Here is an 18,976-nt window from a genome sequence, read left to right as displayed (position 1 = left end):
ATTTGACTGTTTTTCAGTCATGATTGATGAAGCTTGAGTGCTCTGAATTGGCCAAGTCATGTGTCGCTTCCTCTGCTATGAGGTCGCGAATACGTTTGCGATAGACGCTTGGCGCTTTGTCGATAGCAATACGGATAGGTTTGCGTCGTTGGGGTTGCTGCTCAGCCTCATGAACCGCTTCCAAAATTTCCTTATCTTCTGCGAATGCGATTTTGAACAAAGTATCCATTTGCGCTGAGGCAACTTCGTCCCCCAGCGAGGTATTTCGAAGGTGCATCCAATGATCGATGGTATAATTTTCGTTCACGGGCGTCACAAAGTGTAAAGCAAAGATGCGCACACCTTGATCGCGGTCTTCTTCGACGCAATTGTATTTAATATCGATGCTCCCAAAGTCGATCACCGCAGTCGAGGGCAGGTGAAGGTCATAGTAGTGCCAGCGGTCTACGTTGCCAGAAAAACCGCCAAATTTTTGGAAAAACCCAACTGGTGCGGAATCCTTTATCCAGCGCCAAGCCGAAATAACGTTGCTTCCAGTCGAGACATGCACAGGCACATCTTCGCTGGCTGCACTGCCTAATGTGGTCGGGTGAACAAAACTGACATGGGCCGGATCGACAAGGTTTTCAGCCACGTTGAGGTAGTTCGATTTGATGTGTAGCGCGTCGCCGTGGTGGGCATGCCAGCCCTCGGCCGAAAATTCCGGCATGTCGAAAATCTTGCCAACGTCCGCTAGTTCAGGATCACCCATCCAGATCCAGACAATGCCGTGGCGTTCTTCTATTGGAAAGGCTTCGACAAAGGCACTTTTGGGGGTGTTGGTCTGACCCGGCACTCGAACGCATTGGCCTTCCGCACTGAAGGTCATGCCGTGGTATCCACACTGGATCGTATCGCCGATCCGCTTTCCCTTTGAGAGTGGGAGTAGTCGATGCGGGCACCGATCCTCAAGCGCCCTAACAGCACCAGTTGAGGTGCGAAAAACCACAAGACGCTGACCCAGAATTTCAAGAGCTCTTAGGTCGTCACCGAAGTCTCGCGACCATCCCGCGACGTACCAACTGTTTTTCACAAAGCTTGTCATAAATTCCTCAACACATCTACTTCGCTTAGTTGAGGCCATGAACTCGTTAGTTGTCAAATGAAAATGTCATTTGTAGGCAAACAAGTTTCAAGCTACGGTTTTTTAGGAATTCTACAGGTTCCAATCCAGTTGCGCCCTTGCCAGTGAGCTTTTTTGACAGGGGGGACCGCTGACCTGGCTATTTCAAAAATACCATTGCAACTACTTTTCTCTCACGCAGCAGTGGCTGGTCGGATCGTCATGCGTCGAGGTTTAGATGTTGGCTCTTTTGAAGATCAGCTCAATTCAGTCGTGAGGAATGGCATTTGCTTCAGGTCTGCGCGCTCTGGTACCGCCAATGAATTCGGTTGACACACTTCAAGTGTTATTAATATCATTTGTATACTAACAAGCTAAGGAATTGCCACTTGACGTATCTTATCTCGACGGAGTTGTGGGCATTGCTTGCTCAACAGCTCAACAAAATTTTGGTCGGTGGCGCAATTGTGCTTACTGGAGTCGGGCAAAGAACAATTCTTTGGCGTTTAGAAGATGCTACAGGCATCAAGGATTTTCAGGGTATTGTGCTGGTGCTATTGCGGATTCGTCATGTTCCTGCGAGGCCGCTGCGCATGCGATCACTAAATTTTGGAGGCGCAACATGAAGGCTCATAATAAACCCGAGAAAATTCGGTGTGACGCCTGCCCGGTGATGTGTTTCATCGCTGACGGTAAATCTGGCGCCTGTGATCGCTATGCCAACCATGACGGAGAGTTGGTACGTCTTGATCCACTAACCATTATACAAGGCACCGATCAAAAGTTGGTTCCCTTTCTGAAGGGCGGTGGGGCCGACAATTGGGACGGCGATATCATTAAGGGCGAACGGCCCTTTGTGACTGCTGTGGGTGCGGGTACGACCTATCCTGATTACAAACCCGCTCCATTTATTGTCAGCCAGAACAATAGTGGCGTGGACATGGTGACGGTCGTGACCGAGGGCATATTTAGTTACTGCGGTGTGAAAGTGAAGATCGACACGGACCGACATCTGGGTCACGAGCGCGACGTTGTCTACGCGGACGGCGAGCCCATTGGGCATGTGATGACATCCGAATACGGCTCAAAAATGTTGTCATTGGGTGGTGTTGAACATCTCACCGGGGGCTCGAAAAAAGAGGGCCGCGTGACATGCGATGCACTGTTGCGCTTGTGCAACCGCGAGGCTGTAGCAATGACGATTGGCGAAGCAGACCATCAGATCGAGTTAGTGGTCGAGGCGGGCAAGGCGCCTATCGTAAACGGCGTCGAAGAAAAGCTGATGCGCGTTGGCTGTGGTTCTGCAACCATCGGGATGTTTGCGATGCAATGGCTTGGGCATGTGGACGAGGTGGTGGTGGTGGATGATCACATTACTGGGGTTCTGTCGGAACATGAGGCCGGTAAACAGTTGGACGTGCCATCAACGGGCATCAAGATCGCAGGCCGTCGGTCAACCCCTGGGCGATATTTTCAGGTGGCTGAGCCGGGTACCGGCTGGGGAGGCACGGATATTGAAGACCCTACAACGATCCTTAAGCCATTCAACCCAAAAGTGGCTTGGGAAGGCTTGCGCCTTTTAATGGTCTCAACTACGGGCGAACAATTCGCATATTATGAGCTGGATGCGGACCTCGTTCCACAACCCAAAACCATTCCGGCAGTGATGAAGGCCTCTGCAGATTTGATCGCGGAAAACTGCGAGCCATCGGTGTGCTCTGTATTGTTTATGGGTGGCGCTGGCGGCAGTCTTAGGGCTGGCGTGACGGAAAACCCGGTGCGTCTGACGCGATCTGTGAAGGAGTCGTTGACCCACGTTTCTTGCGGCGGTGCAGAGGCGTACGTTTGGCCGGGCGGTGGGATTACGGTGATGGTCGATATCTTGGATATGCCGACGCAATCCTTTGGTTATGTGCCAACACCTGCCTTGGTTGCGCCGATTGAATTTACATTGCGCGTTAGCGATTACAAAACACTGGGTGGTCATATGGGACATATCAAACCTGTAGGTGAAGTGACCGTCGGTGAGCCAAGAACAGTTCAGCAAGATAGACATGCCCACGACCCAATGGCGCATAACAACTATCGGTGGGCCAAGGATAGGGAGGTTTGATGAATCCCACAGCTGCCATATTACCTTGCGGGAAAAGGCTGCATCTACAGCATGGTCCGATTGATTTGATCATCAGTGCGGATGGTCAGCGAGATCGGGCTTTTGAGGCCGCCAATGCGCGGTTTCAGACAATCCTGACGGAACTTGTGACTGAGTTGGGCGCGCTAAAGCAACCGATGTCACCGACCGTGGAGTGCCCTATGGGGGACGTTGCACAACGGATGCACGTAGCGGCAATCACATTTTCGGATTATGGTTTTCTCACGCGCATGGCGGCAGTTGCGGGTTCCGTTGCCGATACGGTTCTTGAAGCTATGATCGAGGGTGCAGATTTGCGACGCGCCTACGTGAACAACGGTGGCGATATTGCGCTGCATTTGCAGGCGGGCGAACGTTATTCTTCGGCAATGGCCAGCCATGATGGTAGCGTTCTTGGCCAAATCATTATCCAACGCTCAGACAACGTGGGCGGCATTGCGACTAGCGGGCGGCACGGCCGCAGCCTTAGCTGCGGCATTGCGGACAGTGTCACAGTGTTGTCCACCAATGCCGCAAATGCCGATGTTGCCGCAACTTTGATTGCCAATGCCGTGGACCTTGCGGACCACTCTGCAATTTCGAGGCGTCCTGCCAACGAGATGGTTGACGCAAGCGATTTGGAGGCAAATCTCGTTGTTACTGACTGCGGCCTCCTTGCCGCCTCGGATCGCACCGCAGCATTGCGGACCGGCCTTGATTGCGCGTTGACTATGGTCAACCGAAACACCATCCACGGGGCCGCCTTGTTTCTGCAAGGTGAAGCCTTGGCAACTGACACAAATATGATCTCTCCCCATACGAGGACCAAAGAATATGCCTGACGTCATTCTCAGAAAAACCGCTTTTTCACTTGAGGAAACTTTTCACGAGGGAGGACCTGTTTCGTCAAATCCGCCGCGCCGTGCAGCAGCGATTGCCATTATTCAGAATCCTTTTGCGGGACGGTATGAGGCAGATATTCAAGGGTTCATGGAAGACCTGAAACCACTTGGCCTAAAGCTTGCGACACGTCTGGTCGAGATGCTGGGCGGTGCGGATAAAGTTGAGGGATACGGCAAAGGAGCGCTCGTTGGCGCCGACGGCGAGTTGGAGCATGGAGCGCTTTGGCACGCGCCGGGCGGGTATGCGATGCGCGAGTTGTTGAACGATTCCAGCGCAATTGTCCCATCGTCCAAAAAGGTGGGTGGTGTCGGATCGCGGTTGGATGTGCCAATTACTCACATCAATGCATCTTATGTCCGCAGCCATTTCGACACAATGGAAGTCGGATTGAATGATGCCCCAAGGGCCAACGAGATGGCATTGATCTTAGTGATGAGCACTGGCGCAAGGGTCCATAACCGCGCTGGTGGATTGGCTGCGCAAGACATCGTCGGAAAGGATGGCCTGAGATGATCCTGAAGATCAGAAAAATAGCCGTGAATGTCGAGGAAACGCACCGTGAAATCGGGCGGGAAATCTCACCCGCGACCCGCAAGGCTGTGGCCGTTGCTGTCATCGAAAACCCTTTCGCAGGTCGGTATGAGGAAGACTTGACTGTCCTCATGGATATTGGTGCCGAACTGGGTACTCTGCTTGGTCGCAAATGTGTTACGGCGCTTGGTATCACACCGGCACAGGCTGAAAGCTACGGGAAATCTGCAATGGTTGGCGAAGCCGGTGAGCTGGAACATGCAGCCGCAATTCTACACCCCAAACTCGGCGCTCCACTGCGCGTCGAGGTCGAAAAAGGTGCAGCGCTTGTGGCGTCATCTAAAAAGATGGGAAGCCCCGGCCAAGTTCTCGACGTACCTCTGGGGCACAAAGATGCGGCCTATGTGCGCAGTCATTTTGATGGGATTGAAGTCCGTTTAAACGATGCGCCGCGTGCCAGCGAGATTATGGTCGCCGTCGCAGTGACAGACAGCGGACGCCCCTTACCACGAGTGGGTGGGTTGACCCATGAAAACGCAATTGGGCAAGATGGCTTGAAATAAGTCAGACTTGATTTGGTGTGGTTGCCCGCCCGTTGTTTGATGGCTAAAATGCGGGATGACTGACTTGAATACCGATGCTGGTGAAATGCAAGACTATAGCCTCGACACTCAGGTCGGCTATTTATTGCGTTTGGCCAGCCAACGGCATGCTACAATTTTCCTACAGCAAATATCCGAGAATCTGACGCCAACCCAATTCTCTACGCTTATGCGTGTTTCTGAGGGCAAAGAGCTGTCGCAGAATCACTTGGGCCGTTTGGCATCTATGGACGTTGCGACTGTTAAAGGCGTTGTCGATCGTTTGCGTGCTAAAGAATTGATTCAGTCGCGTGCGGATAAAGAAGACAAACGCCGTTCACTGATTTCTTTGACGGCCAAGGGCGAAGAGCTGATTGAAGCGCTAAAAGTGGACGGTGCACGTATTTCTGAAAATACACTAGCACCGCTCAGCAATTCAGAACGTAAGACGCTCATTAAACTACTCAAAAAAATTTCATAACCTACGCGGCCTTTTGGGTGCCGCGCGGGATAGAGACAGTTTTGATCTTGAGAATGTCAGCGGTGTCCGCAGCCCTGGCACGCCTTGGGGGTTAATCTGAAGGCCACGGTGAACGATCTGAGGGTCATTCAAAGCCTCTGCCACAGTATTGATCGGGCCGGCAGGGACCACGGCAGTTTCTAAGCCACGCAGAATGTCGTGTTTCGTCCATTCCTGAATTGCAGTGCCGAGTTCGGCGACCAAAGCAACACGGTTTTTCACGCGTTCGGGGTTTGTCGCAAATCTGGAATCGGCGCCTAAGTGATCAAGATTAAGAACGCCGCAAAGAGCCTTGAACTGCCGATCATTCCCACACGCAACAATGATGTCGCCGTCGCTGGTCGCGAATGTCTGGTAGGGCGCAATATTGGGATGCGCGTTTCCAAGACGTTTCGGTGTGTTTCCAGAGGCCAAAAAGTTCATCGCTTGGTTGGCCAAAACGCCCGTCATACAATCAAGAAGTGAGATATCGATGTGTTGACCAAGCCCGCTAGAGTTGCGTTCTGCAAGGGCGGCTTGAATGCCAATGACGCCGTAAAGACCAGAGAATACATCGGCAAAAGCGACACCAATTTTCTGTGGGGCGCCGTCTGGCTCACCGGTCAGGCTCATGATGCCGGACATGCCTTGGATCAAGAAATCATAACCGGCGCGGCTGGAATAAGGGCCGTCTTGTCCGAAACCGGTGACCGAGCAATAAATCAACTTGGGATCACCGGCCTGCAGGCTATCATAGTCCAAGCCAAATTTCTTAAGCCCGCCGACCTTAAAATTTTCGATCAGAACATCGGCGCCGGCGATGATGCTCTTCAACCTTGCGAGGTCGGCCTCATCCGTAAAATCAATGGCAATGCTGTCTTTGCCCCTGTTGGCACAATGGAAATAAGCAGCTGTGTGATCGTGTTCGCGGTCAATAAACGGAGGGCCCCACGTGCGGGTGTCGTCGCCTTGCGGGCTTTCAATTTTGAGTACTTCGGCACCCAGATCAGCTAGGGTTTGGCCAATCCAAGGACCGGCGAGAATGCGTGCAAGCTCGACGACCTTTAGCCCGGCAAGTGGTGCGCTCATTGAATGTGCTCTGGCAGGCGCTCTGCAGGTGGGGTGTTGCGGGACCGGCCTGAAGTGACTTCGCCATCGATGATGGTCATACCCACGCCTGGCAGGTTCCCGAGTTGAACGGATTCAAGCATTGTTTTGCCGGGTGCGTGTTGGGCTTTGTCTAAAAGGACGAAATCGGCGGCGTATCCGGCCTCAATCAAGCCAGTGTCGAGATTGCGTTGCCGCGATGTGTTTCCGTGGCCAAAGCAAAACGCCTCTGCTGCGGGGACATTGCCAAATGCGGACAGCATCGCGACCATGCGCATGATACCAAGGGGTTGGACGCCGGACCCTGCCGGGCCATCGGTGCCAAGAATAACTTGATCAAGCTTGCCCAATTCGCGCGCGGTGTTGATGGTCAAAACGGCGGACCGTTCGTTGCCGTTGTGCACGATCTCAAACGCGGACGAACAGCTTTCGCACAGGCAAATGATCTGATCATCGGGTAATGCGGAGTGACCGCCATTGATGTGGCCAATCACGTCCGTGCCGGTTTCCATCACCATATCCGCATCGATCAGTCCCGACCCTGGGATGGAGGGCCCACCCGTATGGATGGTGCTTTGAATACCGTATTTGCGCGCCCAGCCGACCATTTGCTGCGCAGTTTTCCCATCTTTGACTGTTCCAAGGCCAACTTCGCCCAAAAGCGTGACGCCAGCTTCTGCCAAATCTTTAAAGTCTTGCTCGACCATACCATGTTCAATTACCGGCGCGCCGGCATGGACCTTAACGCCAGAAGGGCGGAAGTTTTCGTACCAACGCTGCGCCGCAATCGCCATTGCTTTCAGGCCGACGACGTCTTTCGGGCGACCGGGCATGTGGACCTCACCGGCAGAGATCAATGTCGTCACGCCGCCGTGCAACGTAGAATCGATCCAGTGCAACTGCTGCTGGCGCGGAGTGTAATCGCCGATTACCGGGTGGATGTGGCTGTCAATGAGGCCTGGCATAACCGTCACCCCATGCGCATCAACAAGGGTTGTTGCCTCTTTGCAGTCAAGATCTTTTTCAGCGCCCCACTCGGTGATCCTGCCATCAATTGCGATAATGCAATTACCTTCAAAAATGGGGTCTTCAAGTTTCCCCGAGAGGATTTGGCCGATGTTTTTGATAACAAGCTTTTTCACAGAGGTCCCCTTAGATGGCGCATCATGTCATTTGCATACCAACGTTTTATTGGTGATCCGTCAAGCCCTCAGAGACATGTTACGGCAAGAATATCTGTAGACTTGACAGGCGCAATGCACCTCAATATTCGTTAGCATACAAACGAAAAAGTAGCAGATGACTGATGTGGTGACGGACAATCGCATCATTTGCTAACACCAAGATTGCATCGAGGTGTGCCCGGCGGATTGGTTCTATGAAGGTGAAAACATGATCGTTATCAACACGGAAGAATGCATTTATTGCGCGGTTCGTGAGCCCGAATGCCCCGTTGATGCAATCAAGCCCGATACCATACCGGACGCTGCGAAATGGATCGCGTTAAACCAGAAATACGCAGAGATTTGGCCGAATATTTCCGAGAAGGGCGCGCGGCCCTCCGATGCAGATAGCTGGCCGGATACGCCAGACAACCTTGCTCAATTATCTGAAAACCCAGCCCAACATTAAAGTGAGGTGATCGATGTCAGTAGACGTTGTGCATATGAAACCAGATTTTCCAATCCCGACAGGCGTTTTTGCTGAGAAGGTTACGTCGGTCCAGCACTACACTGATCGCTTGTTCAAGTTTCGCATTACGCGCCCCGCATCACTGCGTTTCCGCTCAGGCGAGTTTATGATGATCGGGCTACCCAATGCGGAAAAGCCTGTCTACCGTGCCTATTCGGTTGCCTCCCCAAGTTGGGATGAAGAGCTAGAGTTCTATTCGATCAAGGTTCCCGGCGGCCCGTTGACCGAGCATCTACAAAAGATCGAAGTTGGTGACACCGTGTTGATGCGTAAAAAGCCAACCGGCACCTTGGTGAACGACGCACTATTGCCCGGTAAGCGGCTTTGGATGTTTTCGACCGGAACAGGCATCGCGCCTTTCGCCAGTCTGATCCGCGATCCTGAGACCTATGAAAAATTCGATGAGGTCATCGTGACTCATACGTGCCGCGAAGTGGCAGAGCTGACTTATGGCCAAGAATTGGTGGCTGCGGCAAAGGACGATCCCTTGGTCGGTGAGATCGCGCAGGGCTTGAAGCTTTATTGTACGACGACCCGCGAAGACTATCCATTTAAGGGGCGGATCACGGATTTGATGGCTTCAGGTAAAGTCTTTGATGATTTAGGCGTACCCCCCATTTCGCCTGAAACGGACCGCGGGATGATCTGCGGGTCCATGGAAATGCTTCGCGACACCAAAGCCGCGCTGGAAGGGTTTGGCCTGACCGAAGGCTCGAACAGCCGCCCCGATACGTTCGTCGTCGAACGCGCATTTGTTGATTAGGAGACACGCCGTGCCAAAAGATATCAGCCCCCAAAGCCGCCCTGAACTCTCGAACTTCAATTGGGAAGATCCGTTTTTGATCGAACCTCAATTGTCCGAAGACGAACGTATGATCCGCGACAGTGCCAACGCCTATGCGCAGGAAAGATTGCAGCCGCGCGTGACAGAGGCTTTTGCCTCAGAACAAACCGACCCACGGGTTTTCGCCGAGATGGGTGAGATGGGTCTGTTGGGTACAACGATCCCCGAAGAATATGGCGGGCTTGGTGCAAACTATGTGGCCTACGGTCTTGTGGCACGCGAAGTGGAGCGTGTGGACAGCGGCTATCGCTCGCTGATGTCTGTGCAATCCAGCTTGGTGATGTACCCGATTTACGCTTATGGAACGGAAGAACAGCGCAAGAAATATCTGCCCGGCTTGGCCGCGGGCACATCCGTCGGGTGCTTTGGGTTGACCGAACCGAATGCGGGCTCCGATCCTGGCGCGATGAAAACGACAGCTCGCAAGGTGGACGGTGGCTATGTCCTGAACGGCGCGAAGATGTGGATTTCCAACGCACCCATCGCAGATGTTTTTGTCGTTTGGGCCAAATCTGATGCACATGACGGCAAGATTAAGGGCTTTGTGCTTGAGAAAGGAATGAAGGGTCTATCGGCCCCTAAGATCGAAGGTAAACTTTCGCTTCGCGCCTCTATAACGGGCGAGATTGTCATGGAAGACGTAGAGGTTGGCGACGACGTGCTTTTGCCAAATGTGTCGGGCCTCAAGGGGCCATTCGGGTGCTTGAACCGCGCGCGTTACGGTATCGCGTGGGGTGTCATGGGCGCAGCGGAAGATTGCTGGTTCCGGTCACGTCAGTACGGGTTAGATCGCAAACAATTCAACAAACCTCTCGCGGGAACGCAACTGTTCCAATTGAAGCTAGCGAACATGCAAACGGAAATTTCGTTGGGCTTGCAGGCTGCTTTGCGTGTTGGACGCCTGCTGGATGAGGCGAATGCAGCGCCAGAAATGATCTCGATGATCAAGCGTAACAATTGCGGTAAGGCCTTGGAAATTGCGCGTCACGCACGAGACATGCATGGTGGGAACGGGATCAGCCAAGAATTCCAAGTCATCCGTCATATGGTCAATCTGGAAACCGTCAACACTTATGAAGGCACCCACGATGTTCACGCCTTGATTTTGGGACGTGCGCAAACTGGCTTACAAGCTTTCGGTTGATGAATGCCAAAAGCGAAATCTGATCAATGACATTTGGGTTGATGGCGATACCCAGACAGAAAACCTAAACCCAGCTGACTGTCGAGATGTCATCGGTCACTTTGCGCGGGCGGATGCAACTTAGGTCGACCTGGCGAATGAAGTCGCTGATGCAGCCAGCCAAAACTGGGTTGCTGCAGCGTCGTGTTGTCGATATCCACAATCAAATCGCGGCGTTCGGGATCTGCTGGCTTAGCGGAGGATAACCGTCGATGTGACGACGGTCTATCGCCCCTCTCGGATATGTTGCACATGCCCTGACAGTCGATGAGGTTCCGAAGTTCGCGCCGGAAATTTGGAACCGGGCTTATGGTTGACACCGCTCCTAGCGCGGGTTTCAATGGCATGTTGACCGCGAATATTTCAACAACCGGATCGAAGCGGATCACGTCGATCTAGAACAGGTTCTTCGGCCGGAACGGAGTTTCAGGAACTCACTACCGCAAAGAACAATCTGAAAGGGATTGAGACCCGCTGTGCCGTCAAGAAAGGCTATTTTGCGAACAATGATTCCGGAATTTTGAACGAAAATTTGTTCGTTGCTTATCTATTCAAGACGGTAATGTGATTTCAACGGCAGGAAGGCCTTCGCGCCAAAAGCCGACTGAAGCAACAGACCTGTAAATTGCACTTTCGCCTCCCGAAAACTCAACCATGCATGTCGCCGACAACTAACGTTTCAGCTGACCTCACAGCACAGCGCCAATCTTCCATGATCCGAATTCGTTGTCGCTATCGCCAAATTTCTCGGACTCCGTTTTTCTGCCGGAAGCTACCTCAAGCAAAGATTGAATAGGCCCTAGTTTCCTAGACACCTTCTTGGTTCACATTGCGCTGTCTGTTTTCGAAGTCGACAGGCGACAGCATTCCGTTTCTGACATGTTTGCGTTTCGGGTTATAGAACATTTCGATGTAGTCCACTGGTTGGCAGTGGTTTGTGAAACAAACCATGAGAAGCGAAGATGTCCTGTCTTGCGTCTTCTCGAGTCTTGTACGTCCGACGACGAATGCGCTCACGTTTGAGCATTTTGAAGAAGCTCTCGGCGACAGCGTTGTCATGGCAATTTCCACGCCTGCTCATCGAATGCTTGATGTTGTGGGCTCGCAGAAACGCCGCCCAGTCCCGGCTTGTATATTGCGAACCCTGGTCTGTGTGAACTAGGACAGGACGCTTGGGCTTACGTTGCCAAACAGCCATGAGAAGGACCTGAAGTACTAGGTCTGTGGGCTGGCGTGATTGCGTGACCCAGCCAATAACACGGCGTGAGTAAAGGTCGATTACAACGGCTAGGTAAAGGAACCCATCGCAGGTTTTGATGTAGGTAGCATCCGACACCCAGGCTGTGTCTTGTGCCGCCACATCAAACTTTCGATCCAGTGTATTGTCGAGGACAACTGACGGCTTTCCGCCATAGCTGCCAGGTTTGCGTTGTAGCCGATCTCAGCGCGGATGCCTAACAAACGGGTCAGTCTGGCAACACGGTTTGGGCAGCTGGTCTCGCCCAGTTCCACCAGATCATCATGCAGCTTACGGTATCCATAAACATTGCCGACATCTTTTCATGCATCCTTGAGCAGTTTTGTCTGGCGAGCAACTTCACGAGCGCGATCGCTTAACGGATTCTTAATCCATGCATAGAACCCACTGGGATGAATGCTGAGGCAACGACACATCGCACGCACCGAAAACTGCGGGCGATGCTCTGCCATGAACGCGTACTTCATTTTGCATCCTTCGCGAAGTACACTGCGGCCTTTTTAAAATGTCGCGCTCCTCGCTCATTCTCGCCAGCTCTCGTTTGAGCCGCCGGTTCTCGGCTTCATGATCGACAGATGCCGCTTGTGATGCGGCTTGCGCATACATCTTCATCCATTTGTACAGCGAGTGTGTGCTGACACCTAAGCGTTCTGAAACCTCACGAACAGGATATCCACGCACCGTAATCCCCCTCTCATCGAAACTGCGTTTCGACTGCCGGGCAGTGGATGCACCGCATCACGTTTGAAATTTTCACTGAAATTTGGCTTCCCCATAACGGACTCTTTGCCTCAAAATTAGGGAAGAATGCGTCTACAATACTAGGGGCTATTCAAACTCCAACAACGCTCCAGCGGCCAGAATGCAGTATTCTGGTAGCTTTGGACGTGTCGTTTGACAAGATGGTTTTCTGAATATCTCACCCGAAAATACAACCAATCAATAGTCGCGTTGAAAAAACAGCCCGATGCCGGTGTCCGAGTTGGATTCGACTGTACCTTTGACGGTCAGGTTGTCTGATACATCCAGGTTGAGACCAATAGTGCTTTTGCCTTCGCTGTCGACGCCAAATTCTGTGTAGATGTTTTCATTAATATATTTGCCCGCGCGCACCCCGGGTGTTCCGGATTCGTCAAACGTCAATGCCAGCTCGTCCAATCCTGTATTTCGCCCCAACCGGGGACGGCCGGGGCCATTGCCGGAGAGTGCAGCCAAGGACGCTGCAAGCTGGGCTGCCTGAAGACCCGAGATGCTGGACAAGTCGCGTCCAAACAGCAATTGTGAAAGCACTTCGTCTTCCGGCAGTTCCGGATCTGACTCTAAGATGATTGAAGGGTCGTCCAGGCGGCCTTCGAGGATAATACGAACCGTGGCGTCTGGTTGTTCGGATGTCACCAGAACCCGCATCCATGGGACAAGATCGCCTTCCATGCGGACGAGACCTTCGTCGATGTCGAAGGTCTTGGTAAGGAAATCCATTCTGCCTCGTATCAGAGAAAGTTCACCTTGTGTGACAACGTTGTCTGTGTCGCCCTGAAGCCGAACGCCACCATCGAAATCCGCGTTCAGCCCCATTCCGCGCACCGAAATACGTTGACCAGTCTGAATTTTAAGGTCGAGGCCAAATGGCTTTGATTTAGACGAAGAGCTGGTCGCTTCTTTAATCAATCCGGCGTGTTGGCGTGTTCTGCGCACCTTGGATGGTTCCCCGACATGGGCAATCTCGGGGACGCCGCCGACCCCGGCAAGTGCGGATGAAGAAATGCGAATATTGGTCTGGCCCAATGTCAGGTCACCGGAGATATTGCCACCACCGGTAAGCGGGCCTGTGAACTGAATGGCGCCATCGACGGACGTTTCATAGAGTTGCCCGTCGCGGTAGGTCAGATTTGTCAGCCGGATCGGAAGGTTGGCATTAAACGGTGCGCTTAGATTAACCGACCCGTCTACTCCAATTTGCCCGCCGCCGGAGAAATTGGAGGTAACGGCAACGCCAGCCGTTCCGTTGTTCAGGGTAATCGTGCTGTTGATTTCGGATAGTGCCGCGCGCAGTGACGGCAGTGCAAACCGCGCGCCATTGGTTTGGATCGTGCCGGACAAGCTTTTCAATTCCGGTGGCCCAGCGAAGCTCAGATCATAAGTCGCGGTGCCCTGAACCGAATTTGGCGCCAGCGCCTGATTTGCAAGTGCCAAAGGAACCGAACCGCTCAGGTCAAACGAGTTTTTTCCGCCTTCCGGGTCGATAATGCCAGACCCTTTGGCGCGCGTGTCAAAGGGGCCAGTGGCGTCAAGGTCAACTTTCCAGCCTGCGTCCAGCTGCCTTGCATCTGCCTGAACATGTGCGGCGCCGGGCAACGAGGGGAGGAAGGTTTGCACAGACCCGACCGCCAGATCGAAACTGGCATCTGCGGGCGCATCTTTGGGCAGGGCGCCGGTGACTTCTGCCACGATCTGGCCAGGCGCGGTTGCATCGACGCCAAAAACCCAGTCGCCTTCGGTCAGTTTCGCAGTTCCGTCGATCGTTGTTGGCCCGCTCAAGCTGTCAAGAATGATCGAACTGTCATTCAGAGTGGCCGACAATACGGCGTCGCCGTTTTCGCCTTTGAGTTTTCCTGAGGACGTAATGTCAAATCCGTCAGCGTGAAGTTCCGCATTGCGCAGGTCAATGCCGTCGAAATCTCGTTTGGCCGAGACCGCCAATGTTGTTTTGCCTTTGGCCAGCGCGTCAAATCGGGGATCAGCAATTGTCAAATCCTGCGCTTGCGCCTTCATGTCGACGTCAAATGCCCCGGTCAGGGCCGCAAAGCTGCCAGAGACATCCGCAAGTATCGCCCCGGTCAGGTCGCGGTTCGCAAGCCCGCTGAAACGCGTAATGTCCGCCGCCTGCAAATTAACATTGCCTTCAACCGTTGTATCGCTGCCCAATCCAGTCAGTTGTGCATCACCGGTTACGTCCAGCCCGCCAGCGTTGAGATCAAAACCAGTCAGTTCCAGTCCCTGCTCTTCGTGCCACAGCAGATCACCGGAGAATTTTCCAGTTTCACCTACAGCCTGAGCCAGTGCCGGATCAGACAGTCGAAGACGGTCCATGTCAAGAGTCAAAGACGCCGACACTTGCCGTGGTGACTGTTGCCGGATCAGACCATTTCCGGCCAAAGAGACCCAGCCCAGATCGGCGGCGTCTGACTTAAAGCCTTCAACTGTTCCGGATAATGTCCAGCGTTCGCCCTGGGCCGCATCATAATCTGCTGTCAGGTTGGCGCGGTCGATAAGCGTTTTTCCACCGCTTATCGGAAGCAGAATTGCATCCCCTTCCGGGTCCGCCATTCGCAATTTGATGTCAAAGCTGTCTGGCAGACCGCCAGATGCAAGGGCGACCTCTCCGTGAAGGTCCAAAGCGGCTGAAGTCAAAGACAAGTCGTCCAGCGTGATGCGACCGTCCGGAAATGAATGCAGAAGGGTTGTGAGAGCGATGTTTTGTCCAAAGAAGTCCCGATATTCGGGGGCGAACAAGGGGGCCATGTCACCCGAAATGTCCGCAGAGACGACCCGTGTTGGAGGCGTTTCGGGATTCTCTGAGGGTTCGGTAGACAGAACCACCTGCCCTGCCAGACGCTCCTGACCCGCGCTTGCCAGTCGAATTTCAGCCGTAAAGTCATCGACCGGCCCCATTCCCTGAACGCTCAGGTCAATGGCTGGGGATCCGGGCAGCTGGATTAGTTTGGTGATGATACCGTTTTCAGCTTCGTTGGCTTTTAGGTCTACGCGCAATTGCCCCGTTTCGTTTGAATAGGCGGCATCCAGATCAAATATGCCTTTCGGCCCCTCAAGCCGGGTTGCTTCGAGGATGACCTCTCCATTTCCTTCCAGCAAAACGAGCTTGGCGTTCAGCGAAAGATTGATGGGTTGACCTAACAGCGGTTCGCCCAGCTCGATACGATCCGCGCTGAGTTTCTGGATGTCGATGCTGACAGGTAATTCCGGCAACGAAAATGGTGTCGCTGCGGCAGACGGGGTTTCAGGGGTGGGTTCTGTCTTTGGCAGGCGCGGTATTGCGATTTTTTCAGCTGACAACTGATTGACGACGATATTGCCCTTGAGAACGGATAACCGGTTCCAGTTCAGCGTTATTTTGGACAGCGACAGCCAAAGCCCGTCTTCATCTGAAATTTTGATTTCTTCGATTGTAGCTTCTGAACTGAGCGCGCCGCGCAGTCCGTTCACTTCTACAACACGTCCTGCGCCAGATAGCGAAGATTCCAAAAAACGTGTCAGCCTGCCTTTGTCTTCTTCTTCCTCGGCAAAGGCAGAAAGTGGCATCAGAACCAGAATTATGATGGCAAACCAACGCATCAGAACGTGTGTCCAATGCCGATGTAAAGCTGAAGACCATCCCCTGTGCCGCCGGAAACGGGCGCGGCCAGATCAACACGAAGTGGCCCGACGCCAGTATTGTAGCGCAGCCCCATCCCGGCGCCGGCCTGCCAATTGCCTGGACCAGCGATGTTGGATGTTTCGCCGACAAAACCGGCGTCATAAAAAGCGACGGTTGTGATATGGCTCGTCACTTTGACGCGCATTTCGCCGGACAGGCCTATAAAAGACAAACCACCGCTATCGATGCCGTTTACCGTGACAAAGTTGGACTGATAGGGCTGTCCACGAACGGTGCCGCCACCGCCAGTGTAAAACAGGAAGTCCGGGGGCGTTCCGGCAAGTGAGGGCCCGATGACCGAACCAAGCTGCAAGCGCCCGGCCGCGATGAACCCGTTGTCGGCACCAAAACCCTGATAGCCCCGCAAGTCTGCTTTTATCAAAATACCGGGGTCTGCATCGCTGAACCCTGCATAGGGAAATACGTCGGCGTCGATATAATAGCCTCGGGTTGGGTTGGCGATGTTATCCCGTTGATCCCAAGTAAGTCCAACAGGAAGGCCATAGACCGAAAAATGGCGATGCCCAAAATTGTCGTCGACCTCCGATACCAAGGCCCCAAAACCAAATCGGGTTTCGAAACGCTCTGAGTGATACCGGACAAAGCCCACTCTGGCCCCGAATTGACGCAGGAAATACAGGTCTTCGTCTTCCTGCTTGATCTCTAACCCTATGGTAAGATCCGTATCGGATCTGAGCGTTGCGGGCCGTGTGTAGAGCGTCGCAAGGCGCCAGTCAGTGCCGCCGCTTTGCGCCCCAATATTGTCAATTGAGGCGTCAAATCTCAGGCTTTCGGCACCCCCCAAAAGATTGCGGTGCAGCCAATACCCCGAGAGGCTTACGCCATCGCGGCTTTCTAATTCGGCGCCAAAGCCAAAGCGGCGTGGCAGGTCATCAACCAGCGCCAAATCCATATCCAGTGTCTCATCGGGGCCAATTTCTTCGGCCTCTCTCAAGTCCACAGACTTGAAGACATCAGTGCGACGTAGGCGTGTGGCCACCCTTTTGGCCTCTTCTGGGTCAAAAGTTTCTCCGGTGGGCAAATCCGCGATTTCGCGAACCCGTTTTTCGCGTACAGCCGACACACCGGCATAGTTTAAGTCGCCAAACGTCACCTTGGGGCCGGGGTTCAGAGTGAGGTCAACATCAACCTCGTGTTTGCGGTGATCGGCCGTGATCGATTGCCCCGAAACGTTTGCCTTTGCATGGCCGTCATTGCGCCACCCGTCCACCCCAGCATGGGCAGCGTTTTGAATAACAGACAGGCTTGCAGGCTCTTGTGGCGCGAATTCTTTAGGCAACTCTGTATCCGGCGCCTGCGGGGTTATCTGTGCGCGACCAAATTTGAAACGCTGGCCGGGATGGATGGACAGTCGTACTTGACTGACCGTGGAAATGTTAGAAAATGGCGAGATTAACGCGGCTTCCTGCCCGTTGACCTTAATGCTGACAACCGGTCCGAAATAGCCGTTTTCATACAGCAACCCGACAAGCCGCTTGTAGTCAGATTGTGCCGCGGCAACGATATCCTGCGCATCGGTCGTTTCTTCGGCATCTGCCGCATAAACCAGAGACGCTGCGCTTATTTTGTCGCGTAAATCTTCATCTGCGAACGGGGCATCCAGTACAATTTCAAAGGCCAAACCCGATCCGGGAGAGGCAAAAAAAACTCCCGCAGCAAGCGCAAAACAAACTAATAAAGGACCGACCGCGCGCTGTCGCATTAAATACCCCAACTTGATCCCACTAGGATCAAAGAGCCGCCAAAACAAATTTGGGATTACCCATCTCAGCGACAGATTACCCCAAGGTATTGTAGCTGACCATAGGCTACGCGCCACATGAGCGATTTTATGAAGTCGCGGCACTTTCTTTCTCGGTATCAACAAGTTATGTCTGACCCATGTGGTCTGTTGGACTGGTTGATGCGCAAAATAGGAAGCACGAATTTAGTCGTCTTTGTACGTTCAGTCGCTTTTTACGTGCTGTCAGGCGCTCTTTTTCTTGTGCTTTGGCCTTTGACATTCGTAAGTCCCAAAGTAACTGATGCCATCAGTCGGGCCTTTCTGATAGGACAGACCTCGATCCTCAATTTAATTTGTGGGATCCGTGTTGTCGTTGAAGGGCGCGAAAATCTGCCGGACCACTCGGTATTGATTGCTTCGCAGCATGAATCAACTTGGGAAACGCTGTATTTTCACCTGCTGTTCGATCAGCCGGTCATGTATGCGAAGAAGGAAATCTTTGATTACCCTTTCTTCGGTCGTTTGACCCGCAAATTTGGACATATTCCGGTCGACCGGACCAGAACAAGTGACGCTGTACGTGAAGGTTTTCGGCGGGGTGCGGACGTTTTGAAAAGCGGTCGAAACCTGCTGGTTTTTCCGACGGGAACACGGCAAGGTGAAAAGGCGTCGCATCTGCAGTCGGGCATCGGAGTGCTGTATCAGCTTGCAGGAACTAGCCTGTTGCCGGTCTTACTGGATTCTGGGATTTGTTGGCCCGCCGGAGGGTTCTTGAAATATCCAGGCAGAATTACTGTGCGAATTCTACCTGCGATTCCGGCAGGATTGCCACGCCGGGAATTGATGCAGATCCTTGAAACTAAGCTTCTTTCCGAAGGGCCACCAAAAGAATCCTAAAATACCACATATTAACAGCCAGGTAACAGATCGATGATAGGTCTGGTGTCGGGTGAGAAAAGGTGGTGA

At 53.1% G+C, this 18,976-nt stretch carries 15 protein-coding genes and 1 pseudogene; 10 read left to right on the top strand and 6 right to left on the bottom strand.

Annotation, left to right across the window (positions count from 1 at the left end; genetic code table 11):
* Positions 1 to 13: 13 nt before the first annotated feature.
* Positions 14 to 1,084, bottom strand: coding sequence for an aromatic ring-hydroxylating dioxygenase subunit alpha (locus ABJI08_RS12680; RefSeq protein ID WP_348402244.1), 1,071 nt, complete (start codon positions 1,082 to 1,084; stop codon positions 14 to 16).
* 407 nt (positions 1,085 to 1,491) lie between these two features.
* Between ABJI08_RS12680 and ABJI08_RS12675 the strand changes: the two genes are divergently transcribed.
* The 6 genes from ABJI08_RS12675 to ABJI08_RS12650 are packed head-to-tail and all read left to right on the top strand — an operon-like array spanning position 1,492 to position 5,729.
* Positions 1,492 to 1,728, top strand: coding sequence for a hypothetical protein (locus ABJI08_RS12675; protein WP_348402206.1), 237 nt, complete (start codon positions 1,492 to 1,494; stop codon positions 1,726 to 1,728).
* A complete protein-coding gene (locus tag ABJI08_RS12670; RefSeq protein ID WP_348402205.1) occupies positions 1,725 to 3,215 on the top strand; it encodes a 6-hydroxynicotinate reductase in 1,491 nt (496 codons plus the stop codon). Before ABJI08_RS12675 ends, ABJI08_RS12670 begins: the two co-directional genes overlap by 4 nt.
* Positions 3,215 to 4,075, top strand: coding sequence for a UPF0280 family protein (locus ABJI08_RS12665; protein WP_348402204.1), 861 nt, complete (start codon positions 3,215 to 3,217; stop codon positions 4,073 to 4,075). Before ABJI08_RS12670 ends, ABJI08_RS12665 begins: the two co-directional genes overlap by 1 nt.
* The gene (locus tag ABJI08_RS12660) at positions 4,068 to 4,649 is read left to right on the top strand and encodes an amino acid synthesis family protein (RefSeq protein WP_348402203.1); all 582 of its coding nucleotides are present in this window, start codon (positions 4,068 to 4,070) and stop codon (positions 4,647 to 4,649) included. The genes ABJI08_RS12665 and ABJI08_RS12660 overlap by 8 nt, the downstream gene beginning before the upstream one ends.
* Positions 4,646 to 5,230, top strand: a complete 585-nt coding sequence (locus ABJI08_RS12655; RefSeq protein ID WP_348402202.1) for an amino acid synthesis family protein — start codon at positions 4,646 to 4,648, stop codon at positions 5,228 to 5,230. The genes ABJI08_RS12660 and ABJI08_RS12655 overlap by 4 nt, the downstream gene beginning before the upstream one ends.
* Before the next feature lie 55 nt (positions 5,231 to 5,285).
* Entirely contained in the window at positions 5,286 to 5,729 is a 444-nt protein-coding gene (locus ABJI08_RS12650) for a MarR family transcriptional regulator (protein WP_348402201.1), read from the top strand.
* On the opposite strand, the gene ABJI08_RS12645 is transcribed toward ABJI08_RS12650, so the two are convergent.
* Positions 5,724 to 6,836 (bottom strand): CaiB/BaiF CoA-transferase family protein, encoded by a 1,113-nt coding sequence (locus ABJI08_RS12645; RefSeq protein WP_348402200.1) that lies wholly within the window; start codon positions 6,834 to 6,836, stop codon positions 5,724 to 5,726. The two genes, ABJI08_RS12650 and ABJI08_RS12645, sit on opposite strands and share 6 nt — an antisense overlap.
* A complete protein-coding gene (locus ABJI08_RS12640; RefSeq protein ID WP_348402199.1) occupies positions 6,833 to 7,996 on the bottom strand; it encodes an amidohydrolase family protein in 1,164 nt (387 codons plus the stop codon). The genes ABJI08_RS12645 and ABJI08_RS12640 overlap by 4 nt, the downstream gene beginning before the upstream one ends.
* A gap of 208 nt (positions 7,997 to 8,204) precedes the next feature.
* On the opposite strand from ABJI08_RS12640, the gene ABJI08_RS12635 reads away from it, so the two are divergent.
* From ABJI08_RS12635 to ABJI08_RS12625, 3 genes are read left to right on the top strand one after another with little or no spacing between them, the layout of a single operon-like run.
* Complete coding sequence (locus tag ABJI08_RS12635) at positions 8,205 to 8,486, top strand: ferredoxin family protein (RefSeq protein WP_348402243.1); 282 nt, start codon at positions 8,205 to 8,207, stop codon at positions 8,484 to 8,486.
* A 13-nt stretch (positions 8,487 to 8,499) separates the two neighbouring features.
* On the top strand, positions 8,500 to 9,309 hold the full coding sequence (locus tag ABJI08_RS12630; RefSeq protein ID WP_348402198.1) for a ferredoxin--NADP reductase: 810 nt from the start codon (positions 8,500 to 8,502) through the stop codon (positions 9,307 to 9,309).
* A gap of 10 nt (positions 9,310 to 9,319) precedes the next feature.
* Positions 9,320 to 10,534 carry an acyl-CoA dehydrogenase gene (locus tag ABJI08_RS12625; RefSeq protein WP_348402197.1) on the top strand — a complete coding sequence of 405 codons (1,215 nt, stop codon included), beginning with the start codon at positions 9,320 to 9,322 and terminating at the stop codon, positions 10,532 to 10,534.
* An 846-nt stretch (positions 10,535 to 11,380) separates the two neighbouring features.
* Here ABJI08_RS12625 and ABJI08_RS12620 read toward each other — a convergent pair.
* The 3 genes and pseudogenes from ABJI08_RS12620 to ABJI08_RS12610 all read right to left on the bottom strand — a co-directional run bounded on the left by ABJI08_RS12620 (position 11,381) and on the right by ABJI08_RS12610 (position 17,908).
* A pseudogene (locus ABJI08_RS12620) lies at positions 11,381 to 12,607 on the bottom strand (IS3 family transposase).
* A gap of 163 nt (positions 12,608 to 12,770) precedes the next feature.
* Complete coding sequence (locus tag ABJI08_RS12615) at positions 12,771 to 16,184, bottom strand: translocation/assembly module TamB domain-containing protein (protein ID WP_348402196.1); 3,414 nt, start codon at positions 16,182 to 16,184, stop codon at positions 12,771 to 12,773.
* Positions 16,184 to 17,908 carry a BamA/TamA family outer membrane protein gene (locus ABJI08_RS12610; protein WP_348402195.1) on the bottom strand — a complete coding sequence of 575 codons (1,725 nt, stop codon included), beginning with the start codon at positions 17,906 to 17,908 and terminating at the stop codon, positions 16,184 to 16,186. Before ABJI08_RS12610 ends, ABJI08_RS12615 begins: the two co-directional genes overlap by 1 nt.
* 198 nt (positions 17,909 to 18,106) lie before the next feature.
* Here ABJI08_RS12610 and ABJI08_RS12605 point away from each other — a divergent pair, with 198 nt between their 5' ends.
* Complete coding sequence (locus ABJI08_RS12605) at positions 18,107 to 18,907, top strand: lysophospholipid acyltransferase family protein (RefSeq protein WP_348402194.1); 801 nt, start codon at positions 18,107 to 18,109, stop codon at positions 18,905 to 18,907.
* The last annotated feature ends 69 nt before the right edge of the window (positions 18,908 to 18,976 follow it).

Origin of the sequence: Shimia sp. (assembly GCF_039969785.1) — a bacterium.
In the GTDB taxonomy this organism is placed as follows: Bacteria; Pseudomonadota; Alphaproteobacteria; order Rhodobacterales; family Rhodobacteraceae; genus Shimia.
The sequence above is the reverse complement of the archived record's forward strand: the minus strand, read 5'-3'. Positions and strand labels throughout refer to the sequence as shown.

What these genes read in the sequence shown, in the direction of transcription:
- ABJI08_RS12680 (WP_348402244.1), bottom strand. Translation starts at nt 1,084, where the DNA reads ATGACAAGCTTTGTGAAAAACAGTTGGTACGTCGCGGGATGGTCGCGA.
- ABJI08_RS12670 (WP_348402205.1), top strand. Translation starts at nt 1,725, where the DNA reads ATGAAGGCTCATAATAAACCCGAGAAAATTCGGTGTGACGCCTGCCCG.
- ABJI08_RS12665 (WP_348402204.1), top strand. Translation starts at nt 3,215, where the DNA reads ATGAATCCCACAGCTGCCATATTACCTTGCGGGAAAAGGCTGCATCTA.
- ABJI08_RS12660 (WP_348402203.1), top strand. Translation starts at nt 4,068, where the DNA reads ATGCCTGACGTCATTCTCAGAAAAACCGCTTTTTCACTTGAGGAAACT.
- ABJI08_RS12655 (WP_348402202.1), top strand. Translation starts at nt 4,646, where the DNA reads ATGATCCTGAAGATCAGAAAAATAGCCGTGAATGTCGAGGAAACGCAC.
- ABJI08_RS12650 (WP_348402201.1), top strand. Translation starts at nt 5,286, where the DNA reads ATGACTGACTTGAATACCGATGCTGGTGAAATGCAAGACTATAGCCTC.
- ABJI08_RS12645 (WP_348402200.1), bottom strand. Translation starts at nt 6,836, where the DNA reads ATGAGCGCACCACTTGCCGGGCTAAAGGTCGTCGAGCTTGCACGCATT.
- ABJI08_RS12630 (WP_348402198.1), top strand. Translation starts at nt 8,500, where the DNA reads ATGTCAGTAGACGTTGTGCATATGAAACCAGATTTTCCAATCCCGACA.
- ABJI08_RS12615 (WP_348402196.1), bottom strand. Translation starts at nt 16,184, where the DNA reads ATGCGTTGGTTTGCCATCATAATTCTGGTTCTGATGCCACTTTCTGCC.
- ABJI08_RS12605 (WP_348402194.1), top strand. Translation starts at nt 18,107, where the DNA reads ATGAGCGATTTTATGAAGTCGCGGCACTTTCTTTCTCGGTATCAACAA.